This window comes from Prevotella dentasini JCM 15908, from assembly GCF_000614065.1.
GTDB lineage: Bacteria > Bacteroidota > Bacteroidia > Bacteroidales > Bacteroidaceae > Prevotella > Prevotella dentasini.
The window spans coordinates 13460-34225 of record NZ_BAKG01000015.1 but is presented as its reverse complement, the minus strand read 5'-3'; the positions used below and the strand labels follow the sequence as shown (position 1 = coordinate 34225).

Here is a 20766-nt window from a genome sequence, read left to right as displayed (position 1 = left end):
AACGCTTCTTGATTCCCTTATTTCTTTGACATCATCAACTCCTTGATATAATAATTTTATGTTCTTCCGGCACGTGGCTGCTTTTGATGCGCCATTCCTGCGGATAAAGATTGTTGGCACGATTGCCAAGGTTTTTGACGAAACCGAGCGTTTGTCCCTGATAGGCAAGGAGTATTATGCCGCGTGGCGCACTATCGGGAAGCGTAATGGCTTCATGGCGGAGATAACTAACTGCTGTCGCGTAAGAAACGGGAAGGATAGGGTAGGCTGACTTGTCTGCCGTGGTTGAGAGGGCAAAGCTATGGTCAGGAACAATCGTCTTGCCTTTCAGCATCCCCTCCTTTACTCCATGAGAGAGTATGCGTAGTCTTTTCTCTGCCTCGGAGATGTATTTACTGGTCTTAATGTTGTCGTCAGGATAGTTATCCTTATCCTGTTTTCTTATAATAGCCATGAAGAATCCTTCACCACGCGTTCTGCCGGGGATAAATCGATAGACGGAAAAGTCGTTACCATCAGGCAATGGGTTGCTGACAAGTGAACCGGTTATGTTCCAATCTTCTCCTGTCGGTACGGATAACAATTGAGCGTCATATTGGCTAAGTATCCATGCAATATTCTCCTCATTTTCATGCGCGTTGAAAGTGCAGGTGGAATAGACAAGGAGACCACCGGGCTTAAGATTCTCCCAAATGTCTGCAATGATACTACGTTGTAGCTGTCGGCAGTTCTTTACATTCTGAAGGCTCCATTCCTCAACCGCCTGTGCATCCTTGCGAAACATGCCTTCACCAGAGCAAGGCACATCGGCAATGATAATATCGAAAACGAGCTTTGTCTTTTTGTAATCGCGTGGATAATTGTTGGTGACGATTACATCGGGATGTCCAAATTTCTGCACATTCTCTGCAAGGATTTGTGCACGTTTCCCTATAGGTTCGTTGGAGAATAGCAGCGAACCTGTGGGAAGGGCAGCACGGGCGCAGGTGGTCTTGCCTCCCGGAGCAGCACAGAGGTCAAGTGCTACAACCGGATGTTTAACCCAATGACGAAGGACGTGTGAAAGAAACATTGACGATGCTTCCTGTACATAATAGACTCCTGCGTGCAAGAGTGGGTCAAAAGTAAAGTTCGGATGGCTATTGAGCCAAAAGCCTTCCCTGCACCAAGGGACTGGCTGTGGGTGCAAGTCGTCACTGATAGTTGCATGAGCAGGGAACTTGAAAGGATTCAGACGAATACTTACGGGGGCAGGCTCTTCCAAGCCTTTAAGGAAAGACTGGTAGAGGCTGTCTCCGAAGAGTGCCCGGGTATAGGCTTCAAATTCTTGTGGAAGTTGCATTTGCTACTCTATTATAATCTCATCTTCTTCTGTCTCAACCTTTTTCTTTGGTTTCGGCTGCTGTTTCAGGTTGCCCTTTTCGTCGAACATACCGTAAGTAGTACGGAGGACAACAAACTCCGTGCGTCGGTTGAGCTGGTTGGCTATTTCCTGTTTGTCTTTGTCGAGTTTCTTGATGAACTCTTCGGAAAGGGCATCATTCTCTTTCAGCCAAGAATATTTCTCTGTGAGTTTCCTACGGACAGTTTTTGGGCGTTCCTTTCCGTAGCCGACAGGAGTCAGTCGGTCAGCGGCAATACCATGGGCCGTAAGATATGCTACAACGGCATCGGCACGTCGTTGTGAAAGCCTTTTGTTATATTCGGCCGATCCCTTGTAGTCTGTATGAGCGGAGAGTTCTATCGTTACATTTGGATTCTCGTTGAGAAGACTGACAAGTCCGTCAAGAGCTTTTTCCGATTCGGGACGGAGGTTGGCTTTATCGAAGTCGTAGAAGATATTGTCAATCATCACAGGGACACGGATGCTTGCCAATGGGAACTGGATTGTATGTTCTTTTGACTCGCCTACCGGCTCTACACGCAATTCTTCCTTATGGTTGAGGAAACCCTTGCAGGTCGCAAGCATAATATAGCTGACTCCCGGTTGTATCTCCTGCTCGAATGAGCCATCGCCTTTAACGGACAGCTTCTTGTTTGTTCCGTCATCGCCTACCATGAACACCTGCGCTGCGGGAAGTTCGTAGCCATCCATCTCATAAACCCATCCTTTGACCGTCTGTATAATTTCGGGAAGCTCAAAGCTATAAATGTGGTCCCAGCCACGGCCGTCGCCTCGGTTGGACGAGAAGAACCCACGGTTGTGAGGTCCTTCAAAGGTCATGCCGAAATCATCACCTTGAGAGTTGAGCGGATAGCCGGGATGTTCCAAATGGTAGCGTCGGTCGCTGCCAACCTTGGCTATAAAGATGTCAAGGCCTCCCAATCCGCCGTGTCCGTTACTGGAAAAATAAAGGTCTCCATTGGGGCGGAACGTAGGAAAAGTCTCGTCGCCGGGTGTATTGATGGGTTCTCCGAGATTTTCAACACCACCTGTCGTACCGCCGATGAGACGAACGCGCCAAATATCAAGTCCGCCCTTTCCACCGGGCATGTCGCTTGTAAAATAGAGCCAATTGCCGTCGGGCGAAATAGCAGGATGGGCGAAGCTGGAGAGCGTGTCGCGACTGATTTCGAGTTTGGTAGCCTTGCCCCATGCAGCATCCGAGCGATTGCTGACGGCTATCTGTGCATAGCGCGGATAGCTTGGGTCGGTCAGACACTGGGTGATGTACATTTCTCTGCCATCAGCTGAGAACGCAGGCGTCCCTTCATCGGCCACAGTGTTCAGCCAGATTCTATTGTGTGGGGATTGCCCCATTTGCCCTTGTCGTCTTTCTCACTGACAAAGATGTCGCCCGGCTTTACGCCTGTGATACCACTCAATTCATCGCCTTGTGCCTCGTTGCGTGTAGAGGTGAAATAGAGCTGCTCAAAGTGGTCTCCGTACAGCATGGGGGAAAAGTCCTGCCGGCGTGAATTGAAGATATCCATCTTCTTTACAATATATTTCGAGCCTTGCTCCTTGGTAGCTGACGCGGCTGAAGCTGCTTGCAGCTTGCTGATAATACCCGGGTTGTCAGGCATAGAATCAAGAGCTATTCGGTATTCCTTTGCTGCATCGGCATAACTTCCATTCTTCATCAGGTTGTCTGCCAGTCGTTGATGTGTTTCCCCATCATCCTGTTTGTATCGGATAACATTCCTGTAGGCTGCAATTGCCCGTTGAGAAACAGCTATACGGTCGTAGCATAATGCCATTTTTTGAGCCATTTCACCCCTCTGCTGCCTGTCTTTCGGTGGTGTGCGTTGGTAAGCTGTCTTGAATTGTGCAGCTGCATCATAATATTCACCAAGCGAAAGGAACTTTTCTCCTTTCTTGATGTTTCGCTCCACACCACAGCTTCCCAGTGTTACGGCAACACAGGAAAATATCGCAAGCACCAGCAGACGATTATACAATGAGTGAAAATCCATTTGATCATTCATACAATTACTATAACGTCAAAACCATAATATTTATTGTATTGGTGCGAGCATGAGAATATGGAAAAACAAAAGTGGCACTTTTGTTGTGTCAAAGTGCCACTTTCGTTGTGCGAAACGGGCTTGTTCGTTGTGCCAAAGTGCCGTTTTGGAGCAGCCTTACAATCCTCTTGCTTTCAACAGCCCCTTGGCGTCGGGAGCTTGCAGGCCGGTAAAGGAGGAGAAGGCAGACATCAGGTCAAGGGTGTTGCCGCGGCTGAGAACCTTCGCGCGGAAAGCATCGCCTACCGAGCGGTTCAGGGCACCGTGGGCTGCAAAGTAGTCGGCAATGTTTACGGCAAGCACCTCGCTCCACAGATAGCTGTAATAGCCTGCTGCGTAGCCCCCGCCCCAAACATGGTTGAAGTAGGAGGTGGAGTAGCGTGGAGGTATCTGTGTGCTGAGCAGTCCGACTTCTCTCAGGGCTGATGTCTCAAAGTCCTTTGCCTTGTCAGCTGTAGGTATCTGCGAGGAGGAGAGGCAGTGCCATGCCATGTCAAGGCAGGTTGCGGCAAGGTTCTCGCCGAGAGCGTAGGCCGACTGGAAGTTGAGAGAGCCGAGCATCTTGCTTTTCAAGTCTTCGGGCATGGCCTCACCGGTTTTGTAGTGGCGTGCGTAGTTGTTGAACACCTCGGGGATGCTCGCAAACGACTCGTTGAACTGAGACGGCATCTCTACGAAATCGCGGGCTACTGCCGTACCACTGAGCGTATTGTAGTTGCAGTCGGACAGCATGCCGTGGAGTCCGTGTCCGAATTCATGGAACATAGTGGTCGTCTCGTCCCATGTCAGGAGTGTTGGTTGTCCTTCGGGTGCCTTAGCGTAGTTGCATACGTTGTAGATGACGGGCAGCTGGCTGCGGTCGCGGCTCTGCTTGAGGAAGGCACTCATCCATGCTCCGCCGCGTTTGGTGGGGCGGCGGAAGTAGTCGCAATAGAAGAGGGCTACCTGCTTGCCGTTGGCATCGAGCACGTCGAAAACCTTCATGTCGCTGTGATATGTCGGCAGGTCCTTACGCTCATGGAAGTTGAGACCATAGGCACGGTGGGCGGCATAGAAGATTCCGTTGACCAGCACAGAGTCGAGATTGAAGTAGGGCTTCACGTCGTCGTCGCTGAAGCTGTACTGCTCTTTCTTCATTTTTGCAGAATAATAGAAACGGTCGTAGGGCTGCAGGCGGAAGTCGGCTCCCTGCGTCTGCCGGGCATACTGCTCAATGGCCTTAGTCTCTGCCTCTGCTTTGGGCTGATAGGCCGCGATGAGCTGGCGGAGGAAGGTATATACGTTGGCAGTGTTCTTCGCCATAGTCTGGTCGAGAGAGTAGGAGGCATAGTCTTTGAATCCCATCAGCTCAGCCTTTTCGGCACGCAGCCGGGCTATCTTCTCTACAATGGGGAAGGTGCTGAAAGCCCCTGTCCCGTCGGTGCGGTGAATGGATGCGTTGTAGATGCGCTCGCGCAGGCTCCGGTTGTCAAGACTGGCGAGGATGGGCTGCTGGGTGGTATTGGTGATGACGATGCAGTAGGGTGCCTTGCTTCCCCGGTTCTCGGCATCTTTTTTGCACTGGGCTATGTCGGCCTCGCCAAGTCCGGAAAGCTCTTTTGCGTCGTCTACCCATACTGTGGCCTCGCCGGCTGCCTTGGGGAGCATGTTGCCGAATTCCTGCTGGAGCTTTGCCAGTTCGTTGTTTATCTCCTGCATGCGCTGCATCTTGGCTTGTGGGAGGAGGGCACCGGCATGAGTGAAGCCCTTGTAGACTTCTTCCAGAAGTTTGGCATCCTCACCCTTGAGCCGTGTACGTTCGTTGTCGTACACGTACTTGATGCGCTGAAAGAATTTCTGGTTGAACTTCACCTCGTTCTCAAAGTCGGTCAGCAGGGGGATGATGAGCGTCTCGGCTTGTTCTATGTCGGGTGTCTTATGGGCTTCGGCAACGCAGAAGAAGATATTCGACACACGTTCCAGCGTCCGTCCGCTCCGCTCGTAGGCGAGAATGGTGTTGGCGAAGGTTGGTTTCTGCCGGTTGTCAGTGATGGCTTTTATTTCCCGTCGCTGCTCGTCGATGGCAGCCTTGATGGCAGGCAGGTAGTGTTCGCCCTTGATTTTGCTGAAGTCAGGGGCATTAAAGGGTAGTGGACTTGGTTTCATAAGCGGGTTGACAGGCGTTGTGGTCTTCTTGCCTTGTGGCTTTCCCGTTACGGCGTATGCGTGAGTGCGGTGCAGGCTATTCCTGCGGCAAGGAGCATTTGCTTGAGATGAATCTTCATAAGTTTTCGTTTGTTATTGATTTTATTTGCTTTTGACGGCACAAAGATAGGCATAAAATTTCAAAACAGGAAGCGTGTAAGTCAGGATTTTGCCGATCTGTTGTCAGCTTCACGCAGGCTGGATGCCATTAAATCCGCAGAGGCGGCTGCTCCAGACAACCCGGAAATCATCGTCCTTTTCATAGCAAATCATCAATGCCCGAAAAGCTCGTCAGCTTTATAATAAGTCAGCCCTATGGATTTTTCGCGAATTTCTTTGGTGTTTCCCGTCAGTCCTTTCCGGGTCTTTCCCATTCGTATGGGGATAAGGCAAAAAATATGGCTGTCTTCGGCTCAAAATCAACAAATATATACTACCTTTGCACTTGAATTTCAAGTGGACGGGCAGGCCGCAGGATGAAGGAGTTGCAGCCTCTCAGCTCATCAGCTAACAAAAGAATATGAATAACAGATATATGATGCGCGGCGTAAGTGCTGCCAAGGAAGATGTGCATAACGCCATCAAGAACATCGACAAGGGTCTCTATCCGCAGGCTTTCTGCAAGATTATCCCCGACATCCTCGGGGGCGACCCGGAGTATTGCAACATCATGCACGCCGACGGGGCAGGCACGAAATCGTCGCTTGCCTACATGTACTGGAAGGAGACGGGAGACCTCGGAGTCTGGCGGGGCATTGCACAGGACGCGATAGTGATGAACACCGACGACCTGCTCTGCGTAGGCGCGGTGGATAACATTCTCGTCTCGTCCACCATCGGGCGCAACAAGATGCTTGTGCCGGGAGAAGTCATCTCTGCCATCATCAATGGCACGGACGAGCTTCTGGCAGACATACGCAGGATGGGCATCGGCATCTATCCTACGGGAGGTGAGACGGCCGACGTGGGCGACCTTGTGCGCACCATCATCGTAGACTCCACCGTTACCTGCCGCATGCGCCGCAAGGATGTCATAGACAATGCCAATATCCGCCCGGGCGATGTCGTCGTCGGACTTTCCTCTACGGGGCAAGCCAGTTACGAGACGCGCTACAACGGAGGCATGGGCAGCAACGGACTGACCTCTGCGCGCCACGACGTCTTTGCCAAGTATCTGGCAGAGCATTATCCCGAGAGCTACGACCATGCCGTGCCCGAAGAGCTGGTCTACAGCGGCAAGTACCAGCTGACCGACCCTGTTGAGGGCAGTCCTGTTACGGCAGGCGAACTGGTACTCTCTCCCACGCGTACCTATGCCCCGGTCATCAAGCGGCTGCTTGACGAACTGCGTCCCGAGATTCACGGAATGGTTCATTGCACAGGGGGAGCACAGACCAAGGTGCTCCACTTCGTCGGCGAGAACTGCCGCGTCGTGAAGGACAACATGTTCCCCGTTCCGCCTCTCTTCCGTGCCATCAAGGATTGCAGCGGAACAGACTGGAAGGAAATGTATCAGGTCTTCAACATGGGTCATCGCATGGAAATATATGTCCGCCCCGAAGTTGCCGGGCAGGTCATTGCCATCAGCAAGTCGTTCAATATCGATGCGCAGGTGGTAGGATACATAGAGGAAGGCAAGCGCAGCCTGACAATTAAAAGCGAGTTCGGAACATTTGAATATTGATTTTCGAGTTAAAGAAATCAGGGAAGCCTTAAGAAATCAAGGGATAAATGCAAAGCCTGTCTTGCATCACTGCAAGAGTAGTATGAGTCCTTAGCTCCTCGAAGCGTAGCGAGCGATAACCTCCCTAACTCCTTTAACTCCCAATAAACTCCCCAAAAAGAAACATGACAGACAATAACAACATACTCCAAAAACTCGACGGACTTGAAGCCCGGTACGAGGAAGTCTCGACGCTAATCACTGACCCGAGCGTCATTGCCGACCAGTCGCGCTATGTGAAGCTCACGAAAGAATACAAGGATTTGGGCGACATCATGGATGCCCGGCGACGTTACATCAATTGCCTCACAACCATCAAGGAGGCGAAGGACATCATTGCCAACGAGAGCGATGCCGACATGAAGGAGATGGCACGCGAGGAACTCTCCGAGAACGAAGAACTTCAGCCGAAGCTCGAAGAAGAGATAAAGCTCCTGCTTGTGCCGAAAGACCCCGAGGATGCCAAGAACGTACAGATGGAAATACGTGGCGGAGCAGGCGGCGACGAGGCTGCCCTATTTGCAGGCGACCTCTTCAACATGTACAAACGCTACTGCGACAAGAAGGGCTGGAAGCTCTCCATCACTGCCGTATCGGAAGGAGCTGTGGGAGGTTTCAAGGAGATAGACTTTGCCGTTGAGGGCGAGGGCGTGTATGGCATCCTGAAGTACGAGTCGGGGGTTCACCGCGTGCAGCGTGTGCCGGCCACCGAGACGCAGGGCCGCATGCACACCTCTGCTGCAACGGTGGCTGTGCTGCCCGAGGCTGACAAGTTTGAGGTGAACATCAACGAAGGCGACATCAAGTGGGACACCTTCCGTTCGAGCGGTGCAGGTGGTCAGAATGTAAACAAGGTGGAATCGGGTGTGCGCCTGCGCTATCCGTGGAAGAATCCGAATACGGGCGAAGTGGAGGAAATCCTCATAGAGTGTACCGAGACGCGCGATCAGCCGAAGAACAAGGAGCGTGCTCTCAGCCGTCTCTACACCTACATCTACGACCACGAGCATCAGAAATATATTGACGACATTGCCAGCCGGCGCAAGACTCTCGTATCTACCGGCGACCGCAGTGCCAAGATTCGCACCTACAACTTTCCACAGGGCCGCGTTACCGACCATCGCATCGGCTTCACCACCCACGACCTACAAGGTTTTATGAACGGTGATATTCAGGAGATGATCGATGCGCTCACGGTAGCTGAAAATGCCGAGAAGCTGAAAGAGTCGGAATTGTAATTTTTGTAGTTAAAGGGTGTTATGGGATTCAGAAGAAGCTGAAGGACAAATGCAAAAAGGGCTATCTCCATGCCTAAGCAGCATCGTCCCTTAACTTCCCCGGCAAGCGTAACGAGCGACAAATTCCATGACTTCCCTTATCTCTTTCAACATCTCTCCAAGTCTATAACCCCCCTTTAATTCCCAACAACATGAACCGCAGACAACTAATCAACCAAATCTTCACGAAGAAGTCCTTCCTGTGCGTGGGACTGGACACTGACATCAACAAGATTCCCGGGCATCTGCTGAAGGAGGAAGACCCCGTCCTTGCCTTCAACAAGGCCATCATCGACGCTACAGCCCCCTACTGCGTAGCCTACAAGCCTAACCTCGCCTTTTACGAGTGCTACGGACTAAAGGGCATGTCGGCATTTGAGAAGACCATTCAGTATATAAAGGAGAATCATCCCGGGCATTTCATCATTGCCGATGCAAAGCGCGGCGATATAGGCAACACGTCGAAGATGTATGCCCAGACTTTCTTTGAGGAATATAATCTTGACTCTGTTACCGTAGCCCCCTACATGGGTGAGGACAGCGTCAGGCCATTTCTCGAGTACAATGGCAAGTGGGTCATTCTTCTTGCGCTGACGAGCAACAAGGGCAGCCACGACTTCCAGCTGACGGAGGACGCGCAGGGCGAACGGCTATTTGAGAAAGTCCTGAAGAAATCACAGGAATGGGGAACACCCGACAACTTGATGTACGTAGTAGGAGCTACGCAGGGCAAGATGTTTGAGGACATTCGTCGCCTTGCTCCCGACCACTTCCTCCTCGTTCCCGGTGTAGGTGCACAGGGCGGCAGCCTGCAGGAGGTCTGCAAGTATGGAATAACCAAGGACTGCGGTCTGCTCGTCAATTCCTCCCGTGGCATTATCTACGCTAGCAAGGCTGAAAACTTCGCGAGGTAGCTGCGCAAAAGGCAAAGGAACTTCAGGCAGAGATGGAGACTGAATTGGAAAAAATCAGATAGAAGAATCATCAGAATATCAATCAAATTTAGGGAGAATCGGCAGATTCTCCCTAAATTTTATCCATAACAAACCGACGTAACAGTCATATTCTCACAGAAACTTCCTTATGCCTTGCTTCCGGACGGGAATGTGGAGCAGACCGGACATCAGACTCGCAGAGACAATCGCTCTAAGCATCCCGGAAATCATTACCTTTTTAAGGCCAAATTATCAATGTCTGAAAAGTTCGCCAACTTTTTTGAAAAAGTTCGCCAACTCTTTTAAAAAAGTTCGCCAACTTTTTCAAAATAGCTCGCGAGCCTTTTCGGAATTGCTCGCTGGCTTTTTACAGAATGGTCTTGAGCTTTCCGGAAATTGTCCGCGAATTTTCCCGAGAAAGGCATTTTCTGTCAATTCTGAAAGCATGCCCTGTGTCTCCCAGTTTTCCCTTTTGGATTTCGGGCGGACACAGGGTCTATAATATATAATGTGGGATGTGCCCTGTGCCTACCCCCACACTCTGTGAGCCTTTTCAGCGGGCTTCTTATGCCTGACAGACTTCCTCCCGTACCTTAGGCGATGCTATGGAAGGCCGTGAAAATATTCCGGTTATTATTTAGCAGATGGTTATTTTCAAGACCTCGCGGGTATTGTCTGAAATGCGGTAGGGGTGGGCAATACGCTTCCCGACCAGCCAGAGAATCTCTCCACGGCTGTCGGTCAGGATGGTCTGTGTCCGTTTCTCTATGGCATTGGCCTTAATGTCGGTCAGGAAATCGCTGACGAGCTTTGAGCCGTTCATGCCGAAAGGAGTAAAGCGGTCGCCGGCCTGCACCTTTCTTAATATAAGGGGAAAGGAGACTTTGTCCTTGTCGAATACGACAGTATCCTTGCTATGGGGAATGATAAAGTTGTCGGTGAAATCGGATGTTTCTACCTTTACTGCCAAGTCTTCCGAATAGACATACTTGCCTGTCTCGGGGAGTTTCATTATCTTGTCTTCTCTCTTTCTCAATGGGGTAAGAAGAAGACAGGCACGGTCTACAATCAGCTCGTGGGTAGCCGATTGCCATGACTTTCCTGTCTGGGCATGGCCGATGGAACGGGTGATTTCTTCTATCTGAACCGAATTAAACCCATGGGGAGACAATAGATAAAAGAGTAGATAGCCGGGAGAGATATATGAATTTATCTTGTCAGTCTCCCACTGAATGATTTCATTTTTGACGGTTGTAAGGGAGTCGGCTGTTTCCTGTAACGAGGCTTCTGTTATTTTATTGGCTTCCGCCAGTCGCCCCGCCATCCGCACCAACGATGTACGCACCGATGGATTCATGGTTTCCAGAAGCGGAAGAAGGTCAAGCCGTATCTTGTTGCGCATGACATCATTGACAAGGTTGCTGCTGTCGGTAACATAGTCTTGCTGCTGCAAGCGTAGATAATCCATGATTTCATCGTGTGAACAGCAAAGTAACGGCCGTACGACGCAACCATGACGGGGCTTGATGCCAGTCAGTCCGTTCAGTCCTGTTCCGCGGATGAGATTGAGCAGTACTGTCTCGATGGAATCGTCCCGATGGTGAGCAACGCAGATGGCCTCAGCCCCCATGTCCTTTCTTAATTCTTCAAAATAGCGGTAGCGTAAATCGCGTGCAGCCATTTCAATGCTTACTTTGTGCAAGGAGGCGTATGTCCTTGTGTCAAAGTGGATAAGATGAAATGGCACATTTCTTTCTTTACATAGTTTCCTACAGAAGTCTTCGTCCCGGAAGCTCTCTTTTCCACGCAGTTGGAAGTTGCAGTGGGCAGCTTCTACACGATAGCCAAGAGACTTCAAGACGAGCAAGAGGCTGACACTGTCAGCCCCTCCCGAAAGTGCAACAATATAAGGCTTGCTTTTGTCAAGCAAACCATGCCGCGCTATATATTCGCTTACTTTATTCAACATAGAGTACAAGTCCCTTCAGGTATTCGCCTTCAGGATGATAGATGTTGATAGGGTGGTCGGCAGGCTGATGAAGCTGATGCAGGACACGAACCTTTCGTCCTGCCTGTGCCGCTGCGGTAAAGACCGCCTGTCGGAAATGGTCTTTTGTTACTACCTGCGAACAGCTGAAGGTAAACAGAATACCGCCATGCCTGATACGCTCAAATCCCTTCACGTTCAAGCGGGTGTAACCGCGAAGTCCGTTCTTCAGCGCATTGCGGTGCTTGGCAAAGGCCGGAGGGTCGAGCACGATGAGGTCGTATTTGTCATCGTGGTCGTCAAGATACTTGAAGGCATCCTCGCAGAAAGCATCATGGCGTGAATCGTCGGGAAAGTTGAGGGCAATATTCTGGTTGGTCAGCTCAATGGCCTTGGCAGAGCTGTCCACAGAGTGTACGAGCTTTGCACCGCCACGCATGGCGTAGACGGAAAAACCACCCGTATAGCAAAACATATTGAGCACGCTGCGCCCCTTGGCATAATGCTCCAAGAGACTGCGGTTTTCGCGTTGGTCAATGAAGAAGCCTGTTTTTTGTCCACGGAGCCAATCAATATGGAACCTCAGTCCGTTTTCAATGGCAATGTCGTTGTCGGTCTCTCCATAAAGGAAGCCGTTCTCCTGCCCGAGTTCTGCCTTGAAAGGCAGCGTAGTTTCACTTTTATAGTAAATGCTGTCTAAATCATTGCCTAAAACAGCCTTTAGGGCTTGGGCTATCTCATTGCGGCAAACATGTATTCCAACGGAGTGCGCCTGCATGACGCAAGTCTTTCCATATATGTCAATTATCAGGCCGGGAAGGTTGTCTCCCTCACCATGGACAAGCCGGTAGGTCGTGTTGGAATAGCCATGGGCATTGTCGGAGCGGAGGATGTTCAGGGCCTTGCGTACCTCCCATGCGGCAGACAGACGGCTAATCCAAAAGTCTCTGTCAATAGTGATGTCGCGGAAAGACAATACGCGCACAGCAATTGAGCCGATTTGGAATTGTCCGACAGCGATGAAATCGCCTTTTTGAGTCAATATGCGGACGAAGTCGCCCTCGGCAATCTCCTCGTCCATCTTATTGATTGCCCCGGAGAAAATCCATGGATGAAACCGTAGCAGGCTGTCTTCTTTACCTTTCTTTAAGTATATTTGTTTGTACATTTTTTGAGGAAGTTAGAGAAGTTATAAGGGTTGCTGAATAAGGCAACGCCAGTTCTCGTATATATTTGGGTTATCCGACTTTTTGGGGGTCTTCCGTAGTAGCGACCAAATCATAACCATGCGTAGCTTTCAGCTCTTGCAAACGTTCATAAAGGCGGATACACGTCCAAGCATCAGTGGCAGCATACATCTTCTGTTTGTCGTCAAGGATGGGATTCTCCCAATTGGATAGTTGCTGCCGTTTTACGATGCGTTCATGGAAAACGTTGGCATAAAGTTTCTGAAGACTCAGGTCTTCTATACCAAATTCCTTGACCATATCCTGCAAATCAACGAAATATCCTTTATTGAACGGTGCACGCTGATGAAGCATCATCATGTCGTCGGACAGCGAGAGTCCTACCTTGGGTACACGCGTATCTTCCAAAAGGCGGACTATGCACGGGGGCATGCCAATAATGTTCAAACGGAAAAGGAAGCAGATGTCGCGGTCGCTTACTTGAAGCAATGCAACCTTATGGTGCTGTCCCTTCCGGAACATCGGACGTGTTTCAGTATCAATTCCGAGAATATCACGCGAAAGAAGATAGTCGACTGCTTTTTCCGCCTCGGCTTCATTGAGTACGACGACAATTCTGCCGGGAAAAGCTACTCGGGGAAGCTCGCCAATGCGATGTTTGTCGAATTTGTTATATAGAATCGTATTCATACAGCTTGTTTGAAGGTGCAAAATTAGAAAAAAGTTCTGAAATTATACCCGATTATGCATAAGAATTGCTACTTTTGCAGGAAAATACTTAAGGCAAGATGGTAAAGAAAAAACCGGAGCGCAAATCGAAAACATTCAGTGAAGCACTCGGCGTCAACAATATAATCAACGACAAAACAAGTTTCATATTGGGTCTTATCTTGATTTGTCTGGCGATTTTCATTATTATAGCTTTCATCAGCTACTTTTCTACGGGACAGGCAGACCAAAGTCTCGTTATGTCTTTGCGCCCGGGAGAAATTGAAAACAATGGACGGCAGTTTCAGAATGTTTGCAGTTCCATAGGGGCTATTTTATCTCATTTCTTCATTGCAAAATGCTTTGGTTTTTCGGCTTTTCTCATCCCATTCTTCATTGTGCTGTGTGGAGTAAAGATGATGGGTGCATATAAGACGCTCAGCTTATGGAAATGGTTTTTCGGCACAGCACTTGTAATGGTATGGTGTTCGGTAACCTTTGCCAAATTCGTTGCTCCGCTGATGGGCGAACAGATTTTCAATGCCGGTGGTGATCATGGAGCGTTCTGCGTACTCTATATGGAAAATATGGTGGGAGTACCGGGACTTGTTGCGATACTGCTTATCGTGATGGTGTCGTTCCTCACTTACATTACATCCGAGACGATAACGGTCATTCGCAAAATGCTCAACCCCGTGGGATATATAAGAGACAAGGTGAAGTTTACCGTCGTACATGGTCATGGAGAAGAAACCGAGCAGCCTGTTGACGACTACATTGAACCTGTTGAGGAACCGCAAATACCGACTGAAGACCCTCTGCCGAATGTGGTGGAGTTTGAGGCAGACAATCTTCCAACCCCATCCGCGCCCGTTGTTCTAACAGAAAAAGATTCAAAGTTGGAAAGCAACGAACCGGGTTTTGATATAGCAAAGACAGAGAAAACAGAAGAAGCCAAGGGCAAGACTGTAGCAGGTGAGGTAGACCTTTCTATGCCCATCAATCCACGTGAACCATTTACAAGATGGAAGTTCCCGACACTGAACCTGCTTAAGGAATATGATACCGACCGATTGACGAACTATGTGGACAAGGAAGAACTCGAAGCTAACAAGAACCGCATTATCAAAGTTCTGAGTGACTTTGGCGTGCAGATTCGTAGCATCCGTGCCACGGTAGGCCCAACCATTACACTCTATGAAATTACTCCAGCTCAGGGCATACGTATATCCAAAATAAAAAACCTTGAAGACGACATAGCCCTCAGCCTTGCTGCTATTGGTATTCGTATCATAGCTCCAATGCCGGGCAAGGGAACCATCGGCATAGAAGTGCCGAATGCCAAGCCATCTATTGTCTCTATGTTTTCCATCCTCAACTCACGCAAGTTCCAAGACTCAAAGATGGAACTTCCCATTGCTTTAGGAAAGACCATTACCAACGAAGTGTTCATGGTAGATTTGGCGAAGATACCACACATGCTCGTAGCAGGAGCAACGGGGCAGGGTAAGTCAGTCGGACTAAATGCCATCATTACGTCCCTGCTCTACAAAAAGCATCCGAACGAGTTGAAAATCGTACTTGTAGATCCAAAGAAAGTGGAGTTCAGCGTCTATGCACCCATAGCCAAGCCATTTATGGCGGCTGTAGACGAGAACATGGATGAACCGATTATTACTGATGTGCAAAAAGTGGTAAAGACGCTGAAAGGCCTCTGCGTACTGATGGACGAGCGTTACGATCGTCTCAAAGCTGCTGGAGCACGCAACATAAAAGAATACAATGAGAAGTTTCTCAATCATAGGCTCAATATAGAAGAGGGGCATGAATACATGCCTTATATCGTGGTTATTATAGATGAGTTTGGCGACCTCATCCTCACCGCAGGAAAGGAAATAGAGATGCCAATCACCCGTATTGCACAGCTTGCCCGTGCAGTCGGCATACACATGATTATTGCCACACAGCGTCCTACGACTACTATTATCACCGGTAATATTAAGGCTAACTTCCCCGGACGCATTGCCTTCCGCGTGGGTGCCATGATTGACTCCCGAACCATCCTCGACCGTCCGGGCGCACAGCAGCTTGTAGGACGGGGCGACATGCTCTTTTTAAACGGAGGTGAACCGACCCGTGTACAATGTGCTTTCGTCGATACACCCGAGGTAGAAAATATCACAAAGTTTATCTCTTCCCAGCCAGGTCCTGTCGTGCCACTCGAAATACCCGAACCCATAGCAGAAGATAATGGTACGGGAAGCAGCGATCTTGACACTCACAACCTTGATCCACTCTTTGCTGATACTGCACGGGCCATCGTACTCAGTCAGCAAGGGTCAACAAGCATGATTCAGCGTCGTTTCTCCATCGGTTACAATCGTGCTGGCCGTCTGATGGACCAAATGGAAAGGGCTGGTATTGTAGGTACTGCCCAAGGCTCTAAACCGCGCGAGGTACTTATCAGCGACGAGGTGAGTCTTAATAATCTCTTGGCATCGCTGCATGGGATCTAGTTAGGATGAAGGATTTTAAGAGTTACAACGATGAGAGACAAATTATTTATGTTAAAGCCTGCTTCAGGTAGTAGTAAAACTACGATAAATATCTTAAACTCATTGGGCGTAGTTGTTGCCAATTCTTGTAAAGGTAATATCCAAAAACAAATCCTTATCCATGGACTTATTCCAGAAAAGTGTTCACTTTCTCTTTGTTTAGCGAATGGTTGAGAATGAACTAAATGAAATATGGGACTATTAAAAATAACAGAAATTATGAAAGCAAAACTATTCCTTACTGTTGTGGCACTGATGCTCTGCTGTAGCCTTTATGCACAGAACGCGACACAGGCAAAACGGATACTTGACAAGACAGCAGCCATCGTCGGACGCAAAGGTGGAGCTGCAGCCGATTTCACCATATCTGGCGGTTCATACAGACGAACAGGTGGAAGTATAGCTATCAAGGGAAGCAAATTCATGGCAAGCACACCACAGGTGAAGGTTTGGTATGATGGTAGAACTCAATGGTCTTATACAAAGTCTACAGACGAAGTGAATGTCTCACGCCCTACTGAGGCACAGCGTGCAGCAATGAATCCCTATAGTTTTGTTACAATGTATCGCAGCGGCTATAATCTTTCGATGAAAATCATCAATGGTGCTTATCGGATACATTTGCAAGCCACTAACAAATCCCGAAGTGTACAGCAAATGTATATTACCATTGGCAAGAATTATTTGCCAATGACCGTAAAACTCTTGCAAGGTAAACATTGGACGACTATAAACATCCGTAATTTCCACGCTAAGAATCAGTCCGATGCCCTGTTTGTTTTTCCTGCTAAGGCATATCCCAATGCGGAGATTATAGATTTAAGGTAACTGCCGATTTCATATCTTATTGAATTAGGTGCACCCGTGTATCCGACTCAACGACTAATTGTAGTGGGACTGACGGAAGCGTCTGTCCTTACACGCTGTGTCAGCAATTAGTTTAGTTCTCTGCTAACTCTTCAACCTGTTAAACTATGTTCAAGCCCCTCACCGTCTACAAGGCTTCCGCAGGATCTGGCAAGACTTTTACACTTACCGTAGAATATATCTCGCTCGTGGTGGAAGACCCCGACAATTACCGCAAAATACTCGCTGTTACCTTCACGAATAAGGCTACACAGGAAATGAAGACGCGTATCCTCTCACAGCTCTATGGCATCGCGCACCAATTGTCCTCTTCAGATGGCTATTTGCAGCAAGTGAAGGTGAAAACAGGTATGTCAGAAGCAGTCATTCGCTCCAACGCACAGACAGCACTCTCGCTACTTATCCATAGGTACAACGATTTTCGCGTTCAGACCATTGATGCCTTTTTTCAGCATGTGCTTCGCAATTTGGCACACGAGTTGAATCTTACAGCCAATCTTCGCATTGACCTCAACGATACGCAGGTGGAGAACCATGCCGTTGACGAGCTCATTGACAGCTTGAGCAGGGACAAGAAGTACTCGCGTGGATTCGCGATTATATTGACCGCAACATTGAGGACAACCTTGGATGGAATGTTATCAGAAAGATAAAGGACTTTGGAGAAAACATCTTCAAGGACTTCTACAAGGAACATGAACGGGAGCTTGGCAAGTTGTTCAAGGATGAGAAGTTTTTTCGTCAATATACCCGTCAGTTACGAGAGATGCGCGACAAAGCTAAGGCTCGGCTCAACAAGACCGGACAGGACTTGCTTCGTGTAATCCGTGATGCTAACGTAGACGATTCAAGTTATTTCACTGCTAATCTCTATAAATGGATTACAGACCAAGCCAAAGGCAAGCCCACGCCTGGTGATACGAGAAATTACGTCCTTAAATGTATGGACTCTGCCGAGAAGTGGACTTCGGGGAAATGTCCTAATCCGGAGAAAACCATCATTCGTGACTTTGCTGCAACCACGCTGCAAGAGCAGCTGAAAGCGTTGGAAGCTCTTCGACTGGAAGTATGGAAACCCTACCAGTCTGCGGTCCTCACCCTTGCACATCTTTCACAACTCCGCTTGTTGCAAGCCATTGCCGAGACGGTAGACGAGATGAATCGCGATTCCAACCGCTTCATGCTTAGCAACACGCAGACGTTGCTAAAGGAACTGATGCGCGACACTGATACGCCTTTTGTTTTCGAGAAGATAGGTGCAAGACTGAAGCATATTATGATAGACGAGTTTCAGGATACGAGTACCATCCAATGGAGCAATTTCCGTATACTTTTGGATAACTGCTTGGCACAGGCAGAATCACATAATCTTATTGTAGGAGACGTCAAGCAGAGCATTTACAGATGGCGACAAGGCGACTGGGAATTGCTTAATAACATCGGCTCAGCTTCCCGGAACATCAGATAGATATTCAAACGCTGACACACAATTATCGTTCGGAGGAGAATATCATCATGTTCAATAATGTCTTCTTTGAGGAAGTTATCAAGACAACGACTGCTGAACTCGAAGCCGACAACATTCCTCAGAAAGTTCTCTTTGAAACAGCCTATGCGGATGCAGTACAGATACCTCACTGCACGGGGCAACAGGGCTGTGTGCGCATAGACCTCCTACCCAACAAGGATTACAAACAGAGCGTGCTTGATTATCTGACTACTGCGGTGGCGGAGCTGCTTGCCAAGGGCTACCAACAGAAAGACATTGCTATCCTCGTCCGCTCAAAGGGAGTCATACAGGACATTGCCGATACCTTTGTTCGTCGTTTCGGCAATGATGTAAGCATTGTTTCCGATGAGGCGTTTCGTCTTGACGCCTCGCTTGCCGTCAACGTGCTTATAGATGCACTTCACCTCCTCACTCATCCTGATGACAATTGTGCCCGTGGCAGGCTCATCATCAACTACCAACAGAAAGTTCTTGGAAAAACTATTACCGACAGCCAGTTGCTCGTAGTTGCATCTGTGAAAGAAAAGGGTAATCAGGCCAAGGAAGAGTTGCAGCGGCTCCGCAACGAGGCGCAGTTGCATCACCTCAACAGCCTGCTACCGGCAGAGTACGTCAGTCAGCGCGAGTATCTCATACAGATGCCTGTCATGGACTTGGTAGACAAACTCTTCAGTCTTTTCCAACTAAATCGCCTTGATGGACAGAGTGCCTACCTCTGTACATTCTACGATACGCTCAGTGAGTATCTGAACGACCACCCTGCCGATATTGACGACTTTCTAAAAGAGTGGTCGGACAATCTTTCAGGCAAAACTATACAGAGCGACGAGATAGAAGGCATTCGTCTCATTACCATCCATAAGAGCAAGGGATTGGAGTTTGACAATGTGCTCATTCCATTCTGCGACTGGGAATTGGAGAAGACGACGACCATCTGGTGTGAAACCAAAGACAAGGAAGAACCATTTAATGCTATCCCTGTCGTTCCCGTCGATTTCTCAAAAACTTCCATGACAGGCACCGTCTACGAGTCAGACTATCGGCAGGAGCATTTTCAGAACACGGTGGACAACATGAACTTACTTTATGTCGCCTTCACCCGTGCCGCCAAGAATCTTTTCATTACAGGCAAACGCATGTCTGCCAGTACGCTAAAGAAGCGTATGGATAACGAAACGACCGTCAACCGTTCGCAGGCCATCGAACTCTCACTTGAGAACATCGCCGCCCGACTTTCTGGCAGCATCTACACAGCCGACAATGCCGACGAGCCTATACACTTTGAATATGGTTCGCTCTCGCCTGTCGAAACCGCAGGCATGAGTAAAGAAACGGACGGAAATCCCTTTACCTCGCCCATCCATACGCTTCCCATCCGCATAGAGACATTCCCTCACGTTGTCAGTTTCCGGCAGAGCAACAAGAGCCGCGATTTTGTCAAAGGTTACGAGGATAACCTTGGTGAGCGAAACAGATATATACAAATGGGAAACATTCTTCACCAACTTTTCTCCACTATCTATACAGAAGCCGACATTGAGTCTAAACTTAACGAACTGGAGCAAGAAGGCATCGTCTATAATGACGAGATAACCTCTTCCGAACTCCGTCATCGCATCGAAGTAGCCATGCAATCCGTACAGGTGAAGGACTGGTTTTCTCCCAAGTGGCAGCTTTTTAACGAGTGTACCATCCTGCAATATGACAAAGAAACCGATGAAACTACTGAACACCGTCCTGACCGAGTGATGACTGACGGCAATGAGATGATTATCGTAGACTTTAAGTTTGGCAAGCCACGCGAGGAATACAAGGAGCAGGTACGCCGCTATATTTCCCTCCTTATTTGTATGGGATACCAAAATGTCAGTGGCTACCTGTGGTACGTAATGCAAAATGAAATCGTAAAAGTTAATCAGTAGGTAGGTGATGGAACAGCAGTTAGCTTTGTAGGCTATCAGATGTAATAGATTACCCCAACTTTATAAGATGGCCATCCGACAGCCGAAGACTCCGGCCGCCTGTTTCGTATGCTCAGACCGAAGTCGCAGCACCACCTCGTCAATGCCGTGCGTCTGTGCCTGCGCAGCCATCTGGCGGACGACAGCGACCTGACGCGCCTCTTCCCGATGCTGACTAAGTCGGAGGTGGATGTGTGCAACCTCATTCTGCAGGGCAAGACAATGAGTGAGATAGGGCAGCTGCTCGAGAAGTCGGAGAAGAACGTCGGTGTGGTGCGCGCCCATATCCGCCGGAAGCTGGACGTGCCGGCCAATACAAATCTCAGGAAACACCTCATGGAGCTGTTGCTGGAAAGGCAGCAACTGCCCATGGACGGAAAGATGGAGGATTGAGGGCAACCCGT

At 49.1% G+C, this 20766-nt stretch carries 10 protein-coding genes and 4 pseudogenes; 8 read left to right on the top strand and 6 right to left on the bottom strand.

The window, feature by feature from the left end; genetic code table 11:
- Nucleotides 1-34: 34 nt before the first annotated feature.
- The 3 genes and pseudogenes from JCM15908_RS08430 to JCM15908_RS13210 form a co-directional block, all read right to left on the bottom strand.
- Nucleotides 35-1342 (bottom strand): methyltransferase RsmF C-terminal domain-like protein, encoded by a 1308-nt coding sequence (locus JCM15908_RS08430; protein ID WP_025003007.1) that lies wholly within the window; start codon nt 1340-1342, stop codon nt 35-37.
- Nucleotides 1343-1345: 3 nt separating this feature from the next.
- A pseudogene (gene porE / locus JCM15908_RS13215) lies at nt 1346-3417 on the bottom strand (PorE family type IX secretion system protein).
- 168 nt (nt 3418-3585) lie between these two features.
- Nucleotides 3586-5732, bottom strand: a pseudogene (locus JCM15908_RS13210) (M3 family metallopeptidase).
- 440 nt (nt 5733-6172) lie between these two features.
- Between JCM15908_RS13210 and JCM15908_RS08410 the strand changes: the two are divergent.
- The 3 genes and pseudogenes from JCM15908_RS08410 to pyrF all read left to right on the top strand — a co-directional run bounded on the left by JCM15908_RS08410 (nt 6173) and on the right by pyrF (nt 9628).
- The gene (locus JCM15908_RS08410; protein ID WP_025003006.1) at nt 6173-7336 is read left to right on the top strand and encodes an AIR synthase-related protein; all 1164 of its coding nucleotides are present in this window, start codon (nt 6173-6175) and stop codon (nt 7334-7336) included.
- A 164-nt stretch (nt 7337-7500) separates the two neighbouring features.
- Nucleotides 7501-8613 (top strand): peptide chain release factor 1, encoded by a 1113-nt coding sequence (gene prfA, locus JCM15908_RS08405; RefSeq protein ID WP_025003005.1) that lies wholly within the window; start codon nt 7501-7503, stop codon nt 8611-8613.
- A 191-nt stretch (nt 8614-8804) separates the two neighbouring features.
- Nucleotides 8805-9628, top strand: a pseudogene (gene pyrF / locus JCM15908_RS13205) (orotidine-5'-phosphate decarboxylase).
- A gap of 596 nt (nt 9629-10224) precedes the next feature.
- Here pyrF and tilS read toward each other — a convergent pair.
- The 3 genes from tilS to JCM15908_RS08380 form a co-directional block, all read right to left on the bottom strand.
- A complete protein-coding gene (tilS, locus tag JCM15908_RS08390; protein WP_025003004.1) occupies nt 10225-11556 on the bottom strand; it encodes a tRNA lysidine(34) synthetase TilS in 1332 nt (443 codons plus the stop codon).
- Complete coding sequence (locus JCM15908_RS08385; protein ID WP_025003003.1) at nt 11546-12742, bottom strand: class I SAM-dependent rRNA methyltransferase; 1197 nt, start codon at nt 12740-12742, stop codon at nt 11546-11548. Before JCM15908_RS08385 ends, tilS begins: the two co-directional genes overlap by 11 nt.
- Nucleotides 12743-12812: 70 nt before the next feature.
- Nucleotides 12813-13451 carry a 3'-5' exonuclease gene (locus JCM15908_RS08380; RefSeq protein ID WP_025003002.1) on the bottom strand — a complete coding sequence of 213 codons (639 nt, stop codon included), beginning with the start codon at nt 13449-13451 and terminating at the stop codon, nt 12813-12815.
- Nucleotides 13452-13549: 98 nt separating this feature from the next.
- On the opposite strand from JCM15908_RS08380, the gene JCM15908_RS08375 reads away from it, so the two are divergent.
- From JCM15908_RS08375 to JCM15908_RS08360, 5 genes and pseudogenes are all read left to right on the top strand, one after another.
- Nucleotides 13550-15985, top strand: a complete 2436-nt coding sequence (locus JCM15908_RS08375) for an FtsK/SpoIIIE family DNA translocase (RefSeq protein ID WP_025003001.1) — start codon at nt 13550-13552, stop codon at nt 15983-15985.
- A gap of 30 nt (nt 15986-16015) precedes the next feature.
- Nucleotides 16016-16198 (top strand): hypothetical protein, encoded by a 183-nt coding sequence (locus JCM15908_RS15190; RefSeq protein ID WP_148295562.1) that lies wholly within the window; start codon nt 16016-16018, stop codon nt 16196-16198.
- 18 nt (nt 16199-16216) lie between these two features.
- Nucleotides 16217-16852 carry an outer membrane lipoprotein periplasmic chaperone LolA1 gene (gene lolA1 / locus JCM15908_RS08370; RefSeq protein ID WP_373277419.1) on the top strand — a complete coding sequence of 212 codons (636 nt, stop codon included), beginning with the start codon at nt 16217-16219 and terminating at the stop codon, nt 16850-16852.
- A 146-nt stretch (nt 16853-16998) separates the two neighbouring features.
- Nucleotides 16999-20323: pseudogene (locus tag JCM15908_RS13200) on the top strand (UvrD-helicase domain-containing protein).
- A gap of 108 nt (nt 20324-20431) precedes the next feature.
- Nucleotides 20432-20755 carry a helix-turn-helix transcriptional regulator gene (locus JCM15908_RS08360; protein ID WP_025002999.1) on the top strand — a complete coding sequence of 108 codons (324 nt, stop codon included), beginning with the start codon at nt 20432-20434 and terminating at the stop codon, nt 20753-20755.
- Nucleotides 20756-20766 lie beyond the last annotated feature (11 nt).